Annotated in this window: 14 protein-coding genes and 1 pseudogene; 5 read left to right on the top strand and 10 right to left on the bottom strand. The window is 72.8% G+C overall.

Annotated features, from left to right (window positions below; all coding sequences use genetic code 11):
• Positions 1-106: 106 nt before the first annotated feature.
• The 3 genes from ACIRPK_RS36000 to ACIRPK_RS36010 form a co-directional block, all read right to left on the bottom strand.
• The gene (locus ACIRPK_RS36000; RefSeq protein ID WP_403046935.1) at positions 107-280 is read right to left on the bottom strand and encodes a CsbD family protein; all 174 of its coding nucleotides are present in this window, start codon (positions 278-280) and stop codon (positions 107-109) included.
• Between the two features lie 326 nt (positions 281-606).
• Positions 607-1,038: an ATP-binding protein gene (locus ACIRPK_RS36005; RefSeq protein WP_403046938.1), complete on the bottom strand. Its 432-nt coding sequence runs from the start codon at positions 1,036-1,038 to the stop codon at positions 607-609.
• 113 nt (positions 1,039-1,151) lie between these two features.
• Entirely contained in the window at positions 1,152-1,544 is a 393-nt protein-coding gene (locus ACIRPK_RS36010) for an STAS domain-containing protein (protein WP_403046941.1), read from the bottom strand.
• Positions 1,545-1,701: 157 nt separating this feature from the next.
• Between ACIRPK_RS36010 and ACIRPK_RS36015 the strand changes: the two genes are divergently transcribed.
• The gene (locus tag ACIRPK_RS36015; protein ID WP_403046943.1) at positions 1,702-3,729 is read left to right on the top strand and encodes an ATP-binding protein; all 2,028 of its coding nucleotides are present in this window, start codon (positions 1,702-1,704) and stop codon (positions 3,727-3,729) included.
• On the top strand, positions 3,627-5,462 hold the full coding sequence (locus ACIRPK_RS36020; protein ID WP_403046965.1) for a SpoIIE family protein phosphatase: 1,836 nt from the start codon (positions 3,627-3,629) through the stop codon (positions 5,460-5,462). Before ACIRPK_RS36015 ends, ACIRPK_RS36020 begins: the two co-directional genes overlap by 103 nt.
• Before the next feature lie 97 nt (positions 5,463-5,559).
• Here the strand turns inward: ACIRPK_RS36020 and ACIRPK_RS36025 are convergent, their stop codons facing one another.
• The 4 genes from ACIRPK_RS36025 to ACIRPK_RS36040 all read right to left on the bottom strand — a co-directional run bounded on the left by ACIRPK_RS36025 (position 5,560) and on the right by ACIRPK_RS36040 (position 8,284).
• The gene (locus ACIRPK_RS36025; protein ID WP_403046968.1) at positions 5,560-6,072 is read right to left on the bottom strand and encodes an STAS domain-containing protein; all 513 of its coding nucleotides are present in this window, start codon (positions 6,070-6,072) and stop codon (positions 5,560-5,562) included.
• Positions 6,073-6,332: 260 nt separating this feature from the next.
• Positions 6,333-6,785 carry an ATP-binding protein gene (locus tag ACIRPK_RS36030; protein WP_403046945.1) on the bottom strand — a complete coding sequence of 151 codons (453 nt, stop codon included), beginning with the start codon at positions 6,783-6,785 and terminating at the stop codon, positions 6,333-6,335.
• A 121-nt stretch (positions 6,786-6,906) separates the two neighbouring features.
• Positions 6,907-7,299 carry an STAS domain-containing protein gene (locus ACIRPK_RS36035; protein WP_403046948.1) on the bottom strand — a complete coding sequence of 131 codons (393 nt, stop codon included), beginning with the start codon at positions 7,297-7,299 and terminating at the stop codon, positions 6,907-6,909.
• Positions 7,300-7,366: 67 nt separating this feature from the next.
• Positions 7,367-8,284, bottom strand: a complete 918-nt coding sequence (locus ACIRPK_RS36040) for an RNA polymerase sigma factor SigF (RefSeq protein WP_403046951.1) — start codon at positions 8,282-8,284, stop codon at positions 7,367-7,369.
• Between the two features lie 286 nt (positions 8,285-8,570).
• Between ACIRPK_RS36040 and ACIRPK_RS36045 the strand changes: the two genes are divergently transcribed.
• Positions 8,571-9,170 carry a hypothetical protein gene (locus ACIRPK_RS36045; protein WP_403046954.1) on the top strand — a complete coding sequence of 200 codons (600 nt, stop codon included), beginning with the start codon at positions 8,571-8,573 and terminating at the stop codon, positions 9,168-9,170.
• Positions 9,171-9,382: 212 nt separating this feature from the next.
• Positions 9,383-10,330, top strand: a complete 948-nt coding sequence (locus tag ACIRPK_RS36050; RefSeq protein WP_403046957.1) for a lactonase family protein — start codon at positions 9,383-9,385, stop codon at positions 10,328-10,330.
• 608 nt (positions 10,331-10,938) lie between these two features.
• On the opposite strand, the gene ACIRPK_RS36055 is transcribed toward ACIRPK_RS36050, so the two are convergent.
• From ACIRPK_RS36055 to ACIRPK_RS36065, 3 genes are all read right to left on the bottom strand, one after another.
• Positions 10,939-12,441: an oxygenase MpaB family protein gene (locus ACIRPK_RS36055; RefSeq protein ID WP_403046960.1), complete on the bottom strand. Its 1,503-nt coding sequence runs from the start codon at positions 12,439-12,441 to the stop codon at positions 10,939-10,941.
• Positions 12,438-13,232 carry a polyprenyl diphosphate synthase gene (gene uppS, locus ACIRPK_RS36060; protein ID WP_403046962.1) on the bottom strand — a complete coding sequence of 265 codons (795 nt, stop codon included), beginning with the start codon at positions 13,230-13,232 and terminating at the stop codon, positions 12,438-12,440. Before uppS ends, ACIRPK_RS36055 begins: the two co-directional genes overlap by 4 nt.
• Positions 13,233-13,799: 567 nt before the next feature.
• On the bottom strand, positions 13,800-14,819 hold the full coding sequence (locus ACIRPK_RS36065; protein ID WP_403046971.1) for a discoidin domain-containing protein: 1,020 nt from the start codon (positions 14,817-14,819) through the stop codon (positions 13,800-13,802).
• Positions 14,820-14,876: 57 nt separating this feature from the next.
• On the opposite strand from ACIRPK_RS36065, the pseudogene ACIRPK_RS36070 reads away from it, so the two are divergent.
• Positions 14,877-14,995: pseudogene (locus ACIRPK_RS36070) on the top strand (IS5/IS1182 family transposase); the annotation flags it as partial.

Here is a 14,995-nt window from a genome sequence, read left to right on the forward strand (position 1 = left end):
GGCCGAGCCGCACCGCGGTGAACCCGCCGCTGCCGACGTACAGGATCCGCTCGACGATGCCCCCCACCGCATCCGGGACCTCCGACCCCGCCCGCCGCGAGTGCGGTCAGTGCTTGAAGGTGTCCTTGACGTGTTCACCGGCCTGCTTGACGTCGCCCTTGACCTGGTCGGCCTTGCCCTCGGCTTCCAGGCGTTCGTTGTCCGTCAGCTTGCCCACGGCCTCCTTGGCCTTGCCCTTGGCCTTCTCGGCGGCGTTGCTGATCTTGTCACTGGCACTCATGTCCGGCCTCCAGGTCGGTTCGGAGCTTGGGCGTCCAGTCGTCTGCCCGCATCGGCCGAGAAGATTCCCCCGGTGCAGGTGGCGCCCGGTCGGGCAGGCGAGCGGCCAGTGGTCCCGATGTTCTGGCAGGTCGGCTCCATCGCCCGCAGCGCCGGCGCGTCCGGGAGCCGTGGCACGCAGTACAGGTGCGCGAGCCGTTCGGGTGTGGAGCGGCCTCTGCGAGGACGAGCGGACCCGGCGTCAGCGTGGCCATCCATCAGGGCGAAGCCCCGTGGCCTGGGAAACGCGCCGATCCTCCCCTGGACCTGAGCCGGGGGCGAGCACGCTCAGTAGGTGTAGGTGGTGCGGATCCGCTTGCCGCCGCCGGGCAGTGCCTCGATGGCGGAGGTGGACGCGAGGATCTGCACGAGGGCCCAACCGCGGCCTCCCGGCGTCTCGGGATCCCGCTGGTCGAGCCGGCCGCCGACGGGGTGGCGGTCGTCGGCGTCCTCGACATCGACGACGAGCCGGCGGTGCCGGTGGTCGATGTGGGCGCGGAAGCCGGTGAGCCCGCCCGCGTGGCGGTGGGCGTTGGCGACGAGTTCGGTGGCGGCGAGGTGGGCGTCGGCTAGGAGACGGTCGGTGTCGCAGTCCAGCGTCCGGACGAGTTCGGTGAGGGCAGCGCGGGCGTCGCCCGCGGTGACGACCCGCCGGGGCGGGGTGTGGCTGCTGTCCGCCTCGGCCCCGCGGGGCGAGACCGATTCGTCGGGGTGGGACAAGGTGCGGCCTCGTATCAGAGTCTTGTGCGTGGAGCGGGCAGAGAAAGGACGCTGTGCGGACGCGGCGGGGCCCGTCTACCCGATGGGTGGTACTTGATGCCGAGGGGGAGCGCTCACGCCGGGCCGGTGTCCGTGGCGGGTGGACTGCGGAACGCGGCGGCCATCCGTTCGGCCTCAGGCAGATCGGGTGCGAGGGTGAAGTACCGGTCCGTCGCGGTCGCCTCGAGCAGCCTGCTGACCGCTTCGGTCAGTGGCCCCGCCAGGACGAGCAGGCCACCGCCGGTCCGCATCCGCCGGTGGGCGATGATCAGGAGGCGCAGGGCGAAGGAGTCCGCGAAGGTGACGCGCGAGAGGTCGACCACGAGCACCGGAGGCCGGGCGGCGAACGCGGAGTCCACCTGTGCGGACACCTCGTCCCCACGGTCGTAGTCGAGCTCGCCGCTCAGGGTGAGCACCGACGTGCCGGTGGCGAGGCGGTTCGGTCCGGGGTTTTCGTCGTCCGTCACCCCACCGATGCTATAGAACTCCCCACGGACGGTCAGGAGGCGGGCCCGGCCCCGTAGGGTGGCGGATCGGGGGCGGTGCGGACGGGCCGTGGCCCCGGCACAATGGTCCAGGCCGCGGACGGTCCGGTGGGTCCGCGTCGATGGAGGAGGAACTCCGGTGTCAGGAGCGGTCGCGTCCCCGTCGGGCGGTGTGTTCGGCGGCGATCCGCGGGTCGGCGCCGACCTGGCCCGGGTCGACTGGGCTTCGACGCCCCTGGGAGAGCCCGAGCACTGGCCGCAGAGCCTGCGCACGGCCGTTCAGATCCTGCTCTCGTCGCGGTTCGCGATGTGGATGGCCTGGGGCCCCGAGCTGACGTTCTTCTGCAACGACGCCTACCGGCGCGACACCCTGGGCCGGAAGTACCCCTGGGCGCTCGGCCGTCCCTTCCAGCAGGTGTGGCCCGAGGTCTGGGACGACGTCCGCCTCCGCATCGAGAGCGTCCTGCACGAGGGCGTGGCGACGTGGGACGAGGACCTGCTGCTGTTCCTCGAACGCTCCGGATACCCGGAGGAGAGCTACCACACCTTCTCCTACAGCCCGTTGCGCGACGAGGCAGGTGCGGTGGTCGGCGTGCTGTGCGTGGTCAACGAGGAGACCCAGCGCGTGCTCGCCGAGCGGCGGATGGCGACCCTGCGGGACCTGGGCTCGGACCCGGCAGCGGTGCGCACCGAGGACGAGTTCCTGGCCTTCGCCGCGCAGCAGCTCGCCCGCAACCCCTACTCGATGCCCTTCACCCTCACGTACCTGTTCCGGGAGGACGGATCAGCCCGCCTGGCGGCCTCGTCCGGCATCGACACCGCCCACCCTGCGGCTGCGGCGCACCTGACGGAGGACGCCACCCAGCCCTGGCCGGTCGCCGCGGTCCGCCGAGGACGCACCCGGATGGTGGACCTGGACGGCGCGCCGCACTTCGAGGACCTGCCCTCGGGGGTGTGGAGCCAGGCGCCGATCAGGGCGCTGGTGGTCCCGCTGATGCGGGCGGGGGAGGACCCGAGCGGTTTCCTGGTGGTGGCGCTGAACCGCTTCCGCCCGCTCGACGGCGACTACCGGGCGTTCCTCGGCCTGGTCGCCGGACACCTCGCCGCCGGAGTCACCAGCGCCCGCGACCACGAGGCACAGCGGCTGCGGGCCGAGCAGCTCGCCGAACTCGACCGGGCGAAAACCGCGTTCTTCGCCAACGTCAGCCACGAGTTCCGCACCCCGCTCACCCTGATGACCGGCCCGCTGGGAGAGCTGCGCCGACGCCTGACCGACGCCGACGAGGACGTGCGGGCGGACCTGGAAGCGGTCCACCGGAACAGTCTGCGGCTGGGCCGGCTCGTCAACGCGCTGCTCGACTTCTCCCGCATCGAGGCCGGACGGTTGCGCGCGGCCCCGGTACCGGTCGACCTGTCGGCGGTCACCGCCGACCTGGCGTCCGTGTTCCGCTCCGCGGTGGAGGCGGCAGGTCTCGAGTTCGACGTCGACTGCCCTCCGCTGTCGGCACCCGTCGCGCTCGACACCGCGCTGTGGGAGCAGGTGGTCTTCAACCTCCTGAGCAACGCGCTCAAGTTCACACCCGAGGGTGCGGTGCGGGTCCGGGTGCGTGAGGTGGACGGCCACGCCGAGGTGACGGTCCAGGACACCGGCACCGGTGTCCCCTCCGCCCAGCTCCCGCACCTGTTCGAACGATTCCACCGGGTGGACAACGCCCGGGCACGCTCCCACGAGGGCAGCGGCATCGGCCTGGCGCTGGCGAAGGAACTGGTCGAACTGCACAGCGGCACCCTCACCGCAGCATCGGCCGAGGACCGGGGCAGCAGCTTCACCGTGACCCTGCCGCTCCACACGGGGACCGGGCGGCGGAGGCCGTCCGCCCGGTCCCGGCCTCGGCCACGGCGCAGCCCCACCTGCAGGAGGCGCTGGGCTGGCTCACCGACTCCGAAGAGCCCGACGACCAGGAATCCGACCCCGCACCGGGCGGGGCCGGCGGGACCGAACCAGCCGGAGCCCATCTGCTGGTCGCCGACGACAACGCGGACATGCGCCGCTACCTCGTCCGCATCCTCCGCGCGGCCGGCCACCGCGTCACCGCCGTCCCCGACGGCCGCCGCGCCCTCGCCGAAGCCCGGGCCCAGGTCCCCGACCTGGTGGTCAGCGACGTGATGATGCCCGGCCTGGACGGCCTCCACCTCACCCAGGCCCTGAGGGCCGACCCCCGCACCGCCGGCGTGCCCATCCTGCTGCTGTCGGCGCGCGCCGGGCAGGAGGCCGCCGTCGAAGGGCTGACGGCAGGCGCGGACGACTACCTGGTCAAGCCCTTCGCCACCGCGGAACTCCTCGCCCACGTCCGCTCGATCGTCGACCTGGCCCGCGTCCGCAGCCGGCACGCACGGTGGCGGACCGCCCTGGTGGACTCCCTCCAGGACGCCTTCTTCGTCTGTGCCGGGGACGGCACCCTCCTGGAGACCAATCCCTCCTTCACCGCCCTGCTCGGCCACCGCCCCGCACACGTCCCCTGCCCCACGCCCCATCCCTGGTGGCCCGACGCCGGCACCGACCCGCAGGCGCACCGGCAGACGGCGCAGGAGTTCGCCCGCCTCCTCTCCGAGGACGACGGCCGGACCACGCTGCTCGTACGCCACGCCGACGGACAGCCGCTGTGGGTGCACGCGGCGTGCACCCGGGTGCAGGATCCCGACACCGGGAGCACCGTCGTGGTCGGGACCTTCCGCGACGTCACCACCGAGTACCACGCGGTTCGGCGCGAGGGCGCCGTCGCGGCCCTCGGCGAGATCCTCGCCGACGCGGTCGGCGCGACCGGGGCACTCCAAGAAGCAGTGGCGCACCTGCGCACGCTGTGGGACGCGGAGCGGGTGCTCGCCGTCCTGCTGCCCCTCCGGCGGGGCGGGGAGGCGCCGATGCCGCTCGCCGCCGCTCCCGTCCTGTCGGAGCGGGAGCCGGCCCCGGTGGACCCCGGGCTCACGGCGACGGGCGACGGGCCCGTGCTCACTCCGACGGCGTTGCCGGGCGGAGTGGCGATCGTGCTCGAACACCCCCGTGGGCCGCTCGCCCTCCAGGTGGACCTCGGCCCGCACCGTCCCTTCACCCACGAGGACGGCCTGCTCCTCGCCCTCCTCGCCGGACGCCTCGCCCACGGGCTCGCCCGCGTCCACCGCATCGACCAGCAGCGCGAGACCGCGCTCGCCCTGCAACGCGCGATCCTCGGCCCCGACGAGCTCCCGGCGGACTTCGCGGTCCGCTACGAACCCGCGACCCGTCCGCTGGAGGTGGGCGGCGACTGGTACGACACCGTCCCGCTGCGCGACGGCCGGATCGGCATCGTCGTCGGCGACTGCGTCGGCCGCGGCCTCGCGGCCGCCACCGTCATGGGCCAGCTGCGCAGCGCCTGCCGCGCCCTGCTGCTCCAGGACCGCAGCCCGGCCCGTACGCTCACCGCTCTCGACGAGTTCGCCGCCGGCATCCCCGGTGCTCTGTGCACCACCGTCTTCTGCGCCGTCCTCGACCCGGCAACCGGTGAGCTGCGGTTCTCCAACGCCGCCCACCCACCCGCCATCGTCGCCACGGAGGACGGCCGGACCTCCCTGCTCGACGGCGGCCGGTCGCTGCCCCTCGCCGTGGACCCCGACGAACCCCGACCGGAGGCCGTCACGCTGCTCCGGCCCGGATCCGTCCTGCTGCTCGCCACCGACGGCCTGGTCGAACGGCGCCGGTCCACGTTGCCCGAGGGGATCGGACGGGCCGCCGAGGTCCTCGCGGAGAACGTCGGGCTGCCCCTCGGCCTGCTCGCCTCCCGTCTCATGGAGCAGCTGGCCCCGCCCGGCGGTTTCGAGGACGACGTCGCGCTCCTGTTGCACCGTCATCGGAGTACTTCCTGACCCGCTCGCCGTCGTTCTCCGCGCGACGCCGCTCGTCGCGTGCACGACCGGAGCGGCCGACCCCAGCCGGCCCGCCGGTTCGTGCTCTCCGGGGGGGTCAGCCTGCGGGGCGCGCTGCGGACAGGTCGAGGTCGGTGAGCAGGACCTGGTCGGTGCCGGTGAGCTTCAGGATCCGGGTGACGGATTGCGAGGGCCGTGCCAGGCGCAGGGCGGTGCCCGTGCGGGCGGCTTCGAGGTGGGCGCGGATGAGGACGTCGAGTCCGGTGGAGTCCATGAAGGTGACGCCGTTCAGGTCCAGCACCAGGTGAGCCGGCCGGGTGGCGAAGGCCTCGCCCAAGGCGGTGCGGAGGAGGGGTGCCACGTCGAGGTCGAGTTCCCCGGAGCACTCCAGCACGGGGCCGGTGGGACTGTCGTGGGCGGTGACGGCGAAGGTCAGATCAGGCTCGTACTCGGTACCTGCGATCGGGCGGCTCCTCTGGGTTTCCCCGTGCGATTGGTCTGGTCCACCGTACGCCCGACCGGTCCGAGCCCGAGGTACCGGTGCGCCGAGCCGGTCACGGTCGGCCCGGGCGGCGGGCTGCCGTGAGGTCGGATGCCGGGGCCGGACGATGCCGCGTTCGGGTGCCTGGGTGAGGTGTGTGAGGTGGTGGTCGGGGCCCCACGCGGACCGGGCCGAGGGTGCCGATGTGCTCGCGGTCGGCGGGGTCGTCCGCCGGGCCGGCCCGGCGCCGGTCGGGCTCGGCCTGCAGCAGGTCGTAGCACTCGACGGCTACTGCGTAGGACTGCGGCTCCCCGCTCACGTGGCGTTTCTCTCCTCGCCGTCCGGCCGGCGGAAGCTGCGCGGATCCGCGCCCGGCGCAGCCGACCGGGTCAGGACTCGGCGGACCGGCGGATGTCGATCTCGGCCCAGACCGTCTTTCCCCAGGGCCGAGGTGCGGTGCCCCAGCGGTCGGAGGCCAGGCCGACGATGACGAGGCCGTGGCCGCCGGGCCGGGTCGGGACGTGCGGCTCGCGGGCTGCGGGCAGGACGGGCGAGGAGTCGTTGACCTCGATCCGAAACCGCTCGGCGGTGATGTCGAGGACGAGGTCGAGCGGGCCGTCGGCATGCAGCATGGCGTTGGCGACGAGTTCGGTGACCACCAGTTCGACGTCGCCCGTTCCGGGGCACGACCGGTCGTCGAGGGCGACGCGGGCGAAGGCACGCGAGGCGGCGACGGGCCTTCGCCGGTCGGTCAGGACCAGACGGCGGCGCTGCCCGGTCGACGGCAGGGTCGGCGGGAGCCCGGGGGGCCGGCCGTTCAGGGTCTCCCGGAGGGCACTCATGCAGTCAGTCCTTCCTGACGAGGGTCGTCACAGACTCTGCGCCTTCCCGCTGTGACGCTGCTGATGCGGGGCGGGCGCCCTGTTGTGTCCGGACCGATGCCGGACACGGCCGCCGGGCTGCTCAACGGGCCTCGGCCACGGCAGCCGCGGTGGCGTCCGCACCGAACGCGGCCGCTGCCCCGGTGAGCTCCAGCAACCGCCTGACCGACGGCGACATCGCGGCCAGGCGCAGCCTGCCGCCGACGGCGAGGGCGTTGGCGCGGGCCTGGAGGAGCATGCCGAGTCCGGAGGAGTCGCAGAACGTCACCCCCGCGAGGTCGGCCACGGTCACCGGGTGCTCACGCAGCGCGCGCGTGAACGCCTCCCGTGCGGGAGCGAGGGTCTCGATGTCCAGTTCGCCCGCGACGGTGACCAGAACGCAGTCACCTCCGGGGCGGACCTCGACCCGCAACTCGTCCTCTGCGGCGTCCGGGCCCGCCTGCCCGGGTTCCGCCGTGTCGTCGTACGCCCGCATTCTCATCGCCTCCTGGAACTTGCTCGTGTCGGTCCGCACGCCTTCGGGCCCGGGCCCGGGGCGGGTGTCAGGCTGCTTCCAGGCCCCTGCGCAGCTGGGTGAGGATGCGGTTCAGGAGACGGGAGACGTGCATCTGGGAGAGTCCGAGGTGCTCGCCGATCTGGGACTGCGTCAGCTCCTGGGTGAAGCGCATCGACAGGATGAGGCGGTCGCGCTCGGGGAGGGCCGCGATCAGCGGCTGCAGCGAGACCAGGTCCTCGACGCGGCCGAGCCGCGGGTCGATCGCGCCGAGGCGGGCGCCGAGTGCGCCCGGGCCCTCGGCGCCGTCGTCACCGGCCGGCAGGTCCAGGGAGTCGGCGCTGTGGGCGTTGGCGGCGTTCAGTCCCTCGACGACGTCCTCCTGCGACACCCCGATGTGGTCGGCGAGTTCGGCCACCGTCGGGACGCGGTCCAGCTTCTGCGAGAGGGTCTCCTGGGCCTTGACGAGGGTGAGGCGCAGTTCCTGCAGGCGGCGGGGGACGTGGACGGCCCAGGTGGTGTCGCGGAAGTGGCGGCGGATCTCGCCGAGGATGGTGGGCAGGGCGAAGGTCGTGAACTCGACCCCGCGCTCGGGGTCGAACCGGTCGATCGCCTTGATCAGTCCCACCGATCCGACCTGCACCAGGTCCTCCACGCTCTCGCGGTGCGACCCGAAGCGGCGTATGGCGAACCGCACCAGCGAGATGTTGAGCTCCACCAGCGACGCGCGGACGTAGGAGTACTCCCGCGTGCCCTCCTCCAGCGACGCGAGCCGCACCAGCAGCACCCGTGTCAGGTCCCGCGCGTCACTCGGAGCGACCTCGTGCAACTCCCCGAGCCCGTCCAGCTCAGGCGCCACCTCGCACGACCGGCGCGGCGCCACCTCGCACGACCGGCGCGGCGCCACCACCTCCGGGGTGAGGCGCGCGCACGTGTCCACGAGAAGTTCGTGGCTGGTCACGGCCATGTCGGTCCCTTCGCTCTGCCGGGTACGTGCCCGCTTGCCCCCAGTCCGGATCACACTCCCTCAAAAGTGTGAAGAATCCGTGAAGATCCTGCCGGCCGCCTGGCCGGATCGCTGCGGGTTGTGCCGCGCGTGGTCGGCGGGGGTCGTCGTCATCGGCCGGAGCGTGGGAGGCCGGGGGGCCGGAACCGCGGGCGCACCGGACGGCCGTCCGCTGCCGGACCCTTCCGCCGGGTGCGGGGACGACCCGTAGCCGGCCGTGTCACAGGGATCTGGCAGGCTGCACTCCATGACCGAGCTTCCAGGTGCCGCCGCCGGGCCGGAGGACGGCCGGATCTCGGACGGCCTGGCCGTCCTGCAGGCGCTGGAGCGCTCGCTCGGCCGGAGGCACTCCGACCGGACCCCGCCTTGGCAGGAGCTCGGCTTCCCGGTGATCGACCGGGGCCGCTACGCGATCTTCCCGCTCGCGGTGGCCCCGGCCCAGGTCGGCGCCGAGCAGGTGTCCAAGGACCTGTCGGCCATGCGGTACAGCCTGCAGCGCAGCTGCGTGCACTTCTACGGGGGCGACGACGTCCACGGGGAGCTGGATATCGGCACCGAGGACGGGTACGGCCGGAAGCTCGTCGAGGCGGGGGCCGTCGTCGCCGGTCCGGTCTGGATCGGCCTGTGGGTCATCCAGCGTTTCGGCGTGGTCCTCGCCCACTCGATCGACCGCGGACGCGCGATGGAGACCCTCGCCCTGCACATCGTCCCGGTGGACTGGGTCCTGTACCGCCCGGTCAACTCGGGAACGAAGCGCGAAGCGTCACGGTACCGACGGGTCGTCAGGGACCGGGACGCCGTCGACGTGGCCTGGTCATGGCCGCTCCCGGGTCCGGACGCGTCCTGATCCGAGACGGCGCCGGGGAGCGCCGGCACGCAGCCGGGCAGGTCCGTCGGCGCGCCTGGTGGCGAGGGGAGCCGAACTGACGGACAGTCGGTCTGGTCGGCCGCCGAGCGCGCCGGCCGACCAGGCGCGCGGTATGACCCCGGGACGGACGATACGGCACCGGCGCGTGGCGGGGCCTCGCACTGGCGGCGTACGACCCGGGCAGCGGCGCGGTGACCCGGGTGGGCACCGTCCCCGGGGTGGCGAACCCGTCGTTCCTGGCGCCTGCGGGCGATCGCCTGTACGCGGTGAACGAGCAGGCGAGCGGTGACGTGACCGCGGTCTCGCTGCGCGGTGGCAGGCCCGAGGTGCTGAACAGTCAGAGCGTCGAGGGGGCGGGGCCGTGCCATCTGTCGGTGCATCCCGGCGGCCGGTACCTGCTGAGCGCCTGCTTCGTATCGGGCAGCGTCGCCGTCCACCCGATCGCGCCCGACGGCCGGCTGGGCCGGCCGACGGACCTCGTCACCTACCCCGGCCCGGACCCGGGCCAAAAGGACGGCTCCCGTCCGCACCAGGTGCTGACCGATCCGCAGGGCCGTTTTGTGCTCTCCGTCGACCTCGGCACCGACCTGATCCACACCTCGCTGCTCGACACCGGAACCGGGAAGCTGACGGCCGTCTCCCGGGCCCGCGTCCAGGCGGGCGCGGGGCCGCGTCACCTCGCCTTCCACCCGTCCGGCCGATTCGCCTACGTGGCAGCCGAGTTGAGCAGCTCGGTGATCGTCTGCGGGTACGACCCGCCGACCGGTCGGCTCACCCCGGGCGTGCCCCAGCCCACGGTCCCGGCCGGTGGCCCCCCGCCGGCCGGGCCCAACCTCCCGGCCGAGGTGCTGGTCTCTCCCGACGGTGCGTACGTCTACGTCTCCAACCGGGGCCACGACAGCATCTCCCGCTTCGCGGTCGGCGGCTCGGGCGGGACACTGACCCTCCTCGACACGGTCCCCACCGGCGGCGCGGGCCCGCGGCACATCAGCCTCGACCCGAGCGGCGCCCTGCTCTTCGCGGCGAACCAGAACTCCGACAGCGTCACAGTGTTCCACCGCGACGCGGCCTTCGGCACCCTCACCCCGGCCGGCGCCCCGTTCGCGACCCCGGGCCCGGTCTTCGTGCTCCCGGCCTGACGAGCGGCCGCCCGGGCCGAACGGGGCACCTCACCGCGGAGCGCTCGGTGTCGTGGCCCGACCGGTCGGCCACACCATTCTCGAACGCGCCGACCAGGTCGCCAACGGGCACGGGCGAGGCAATCGGGGTGGCCGCCCACCCGCCTCCGACAAGCGGCACCACAAGCAACGCAACGTCCTCGAACGTTGCTTCAATCGCCACCCGGGCCGACTACGCGCTGGCGCTCGAATGCGCGCGCGAGAACGGCGACCTCGTCATCGCCCGTGAGGGCGTCGCGGACTTCCTGATCATCGTCACTGGACGCGCGGCGCGAGCCATTCGACGACATGGAGTCGGCCGCCTCTGGGGTGCGCCCGTTCGGTTCGCGCGGAACGGGGGAGGGAGCTGTGGTGAGGGGTGGTCAGGTGGTGGTGTGCCGGGTGGTGGGTGCCACGTGGAGCATGTCGCGCGGTGGAAGGCCGACCCGTCGGCGCATCCCCATCCTGCCGCCCCACCACCGTCCGGCCCGCGCGCCCACTATGGGTCTGCGGGCCGGACGGGAATGGCGATGAGCGCGCACCCCGCGACGGGGGGCGATCGAACAGGCGGCAGCCATCGGCCCCGTGCGCTACGCCTCGGCGAGCAGCGGGTCGAACGGTGTGGTGCGCTTGCGGCCCGCCATGAAGGCGACGAACTCCTTCACGAAGGCGCTGCGGGTGACGGCCGTGGCGTTTCCGTCGGCGGTGTCGCGGTGGAACGTGGTGCGGAAGAGCACCCGGTACTCGTCCGGGTCGATCTGCCCGTTGCCGTCGCGGTCGGTCGCCTCGAAGAGCACTTCCGCGACGCGGATCAGGGCGGGCCCGGCCATGGCGGGTGCGCCGGCGGCGTACTCCTGGGCGCTGATGCTGCCGTCGCCGTCGGTGTCGAGGGCGGCCTGGAGTTCGTGCCACCAGTCGGCGAACGCCTGGTAGAGCCGGGTCTCCTGAGGCTCGTCCAGGTTGAGGCGGCTGGAGAGCTCCCGGGCCATGGCCGCGAGGTCGGGCCAGTCCAGCGATCCGTTGCCCGTCTGGTCGAGGACCTGCCGGAAGAAGTCCTCGGCCTCCTTGCGCTGCGCGGCCGCGGCGGGGGACACCGTCGTCGCGGAGGGCGCCTCGCGCTCGTCCTGGTCGTGCAGCGGGCTGAGCAGTCGAAGGAGCGCTCCGGCGCGCTCGATCTGGGACTGCACGGCGGCCAGGGTCCTGGCCGCCGGCTGGTCACTGCCGGGCGCCGCCGAGAGAAACTCGATGATGTTGTCCGGGTCGGTCCAGCTCGACGGCAGGTACCGGACCAGGCCGACCGACAGGTAGGCGCCCTGCATCACGGTCTGCGCGCCCGGGATCTCGGGCAGGCCCGCACGGCGGCGGAACGGCTCGGGCAGGGAGGCGACGGCGACCATCCCCACGAGCGGCGCGGCGACGGTGCGGGCGGCCACCCACATCGTCGGGAGCGAGCTGAGCAGCGGGGGAGCGGGGAGGTGTTCGAAGAGCCGGTACAGGATGACGCGCATCGCCTCGGTGTTCTCCAGCTCCGTGGCGACCACCTTGTCGAAGTACTGCCAGAACTCGGGGACGGTGTCCGGCAGGAGGCCGGGGTCGTCGCCCATGGCGGCCAGCATGGCGCGGAACTCCTCGTACAGCTCCTCCACGAAGTCCTGGTCCAGCGGCTGGCCGCTCAGCCGGAACATCGTCACCGAGCTCTCGAACAGGGTGGCCACCACCCACGCCCGGGCGCCGGGGTCCATCGCGTTGTAGGGGCGGTTCTTCGCGTCGGTGCCCTGGAGCCGGGCGTGCATGCGGTTGAGGCGGGCCGCCTCCCACTCGCGGACCGCCGGATCGGTCCCGATCATGCGCTGGGTGCTCTGGTAGGTGTTGCGCAGCCGGCGCCAGGGGTGCGCGACGAAGGTGGAGTTCTCTACCAGGGCCGCCCCGATCGCCGGGTGCGCGGCCTCCAGGACCGTCGCGCGGACCATGGCCAGCGCCCAGCGTGGATCGCGGAAGAAGCCGTGCAGCCGGGACGGGGCCTGCGCCTGTGCCGTGGGATCGGCACCGTCTGGGGAGGTGTCTTCGGTGGCGGGTGCGTCGGTGGTGGTCACGAGCTGGGGCCTCCGGTGTCGGGGGTCAGCACCCCGCCGAAGCGGCGGTCGCGCTGCTGGTAGGTGTGCAGGCACTGCAGGAAGTGGGAGGCCCGGAAGTCGGGCCACAGCACGGCCGGGAAGATCCACTCGGCGTACGCGACCTGCCAGAGCATGAAGTTCGAGATCCGCTGCTCCCCCGAGGTGCGGATCACCAGGTCCACATCGGGGGTGTCCGGGTAGGGGAGGTGGCCCGCGAAGCTCTGCTCGGTGACGGAGTCGGCCGTCGCCCCGCTGCGCAGCAGTGAGCGGGCGGCTTCGACGATGTCGCGTCGGCCGCCGTGGCCGAAGGCCACCGTGAGCGTCATCCGCCGGTTGTCGGCGGTGAGCGTCATGAGGTCCTCGATGTCCTGCGCCAGGGCGGGCGGAATACGCGGATCACTTGCCCCGAGGAACCGGCAGCGGACGCCTCGGGCGTGCAGCAGGAGGGCGTGCTTGCGGACCACCCGCCGCACCAGCCGCATCAGGAAATCGACCTCCGTGCCCGGCCGGTCCCAGTTCTCCGTGGAGAACGCGTACAGACTCAGCCATCGCACACCGGAGTTCCGCGCCGCCTCGATGACATCGATCACCGCCGCCTCCGCCGCACTGTGCCCGGACGTCCGGGGCAGCGACCGCGACTGCGCCCAACGGCCGTTGCCGTCCATGACGCACGCGACGTGGTTCGGCGTCCGGCGAGCGCTGGCAGCCCCCTGGGGCAGGGGGCCTCGGGCGGGCGTAGGAATGCGTTCGGCCGTTGGCTGCGTTGTCATGCTTTCTCCCGGACGATCGGCCTCGAACCGAGATGCGGAGCAGGTTCGTCTGTGCACGAGGCGCGGCTTGTGCGTGAGCCGTAGTCGACTCCGCTCCGCGGAATCGAAATCCGATCTCAGGGAGATTTTTCCAGCGCATGGAACTTGGACGCCGGATGATTCGCACGATTCACTCTTAGCAAGTCAGTCCGATTGCTCCCTTGGCGTCCCCGGAATAGCCGAATTTGCGCGGCCCCTCACCACAGCCCTGCGCGAGACCCCGGAGGAGACCGGCCGCCACCCGGCCACCGCGACCACCCTCGGCACCCACAGGTCAGGAGAGCCACGGCGCCGGCGGTCAGGCTCGCGAAGCAGCAGTCGCTGTCGGGGCCGAAGCGGGCTCAGGTGAGCTGCATGGCCGCTCCGCCAGGCCGGCCGTGAACTGCGCTGACGCAGTCTCGGCGGCACCGACCATCCCCGGGCCTCTCCTCCTCGTCACCCGGACGATCCGCAGCGGGTAGGGGGCGCCGCAGGATTTCCGCTTCGGGGCGTGTTGCTGCGGTGGGCTGAGGTCGGACGGGCGGTGGCTCACTGGGAGCGGTAGAGCCGGATGTCGGCGAGGCTCCACCAGGCGCCGGCAGTGCCGGTGCTGCTCACGCGCAGGTGGCGGGCGCGGGTGCCAGGGACGTTCACGGTGGTGAGTTGTCCGGTGCCGGTGCCGGTCCGCAGGTCGTGCCAGGTGGTGCCGTCGTCGCTGGCGGAGAGAGTCCAACCGCGGGCGTAGTCGCCGAGGTTGTCGCCACTGTCGAGGGCTACCTCGTCGAACCGGGTGCTGCGGCCGAGGTCGATCTGGAGGTACTGGCCGGGTTCCTGCGCCGCGCCGCTGGACCACCGGGTGGAGGCGGCGCCATCGACGGCCAGCGCGGCGGTGCCGTCGGTGGCGGGCTGCGCGGTCGCCGTCGCGCCGATGAGCTGGATCTCGCGCTTCGGGGATGGCAGGGCACCGGACCTGGGCCAGGTGAAGGTAGCCAGCGCGCCACCGGGAAGGGTGTACTCGAAGGTGCGGTCGCCGACGGCGACGGCGAAGGTGCGAGGTGCGTCGTTCTCGTTGTGGACGACGAGGGCGGTGGACCCGTCGGGGTTGCGGAAGGCGACGTCGGTGATCTGGCCGTTCCAGCCGGTGGTGCCGAAGCTGGTGCTGGCGATGCGCACCGCGCCGGGCTTCACGAACTTCGAGAGGTGGCCGATGGTGTAGTACTCGGCGTCAGTGGTGACGGTGCCGTCCGCACCGATCGTGAGCAGGCCGGTGCAGGTGTCGCAGCCGCCGTTGTGGGGGCCGCCGGCGGTGTCGAGGGCGATGTTCCAGTCGGCCACGGACTTGGCCCAGTTGCGGGTGGTGCCGACGGTGCTGGTGCGGGCGTGCCACGTGAGCGTGCCGCGGAAGACCTGCTCGGGGGTGTCGGCGGGGCCGTGGGAGCCGGAGCACTCGGTGAACCAGATGCCCTTGCCGGGGTGGGCGTCGTGCAGGGCGCTCTGGGCCCTCGGGTCGCCCGAGTAGCAGTGGTAGGCGGTGCCGGCGACCCACTTGGCCGCCTCGCTGTCGAGAATCTCGTACGGGTAGGGGTTGTCCCGTAACTGCTGGCCACAGGTGAGATGATCTTGTCCGTGGCTGGTGTGATCACGGCGTCGGAGCCGTCCTGGATAGCCCCGTTCACCGGGCTGAGCCCGCGCGACTTCCGCAAGCTGATGACAGCGCTGCGGCGCGAGGGCGCCGACGCTGTCAG

This window comes from Kitasatospora sp. NPDC101801 (assembly GCF_044766665.1).
Taxonomy (GTDB): domain Bacteria; phylum Actinomycetota; class Actinomycetes; order Streptomycetales; family Streptomycetaceae; genus Kitasatospora.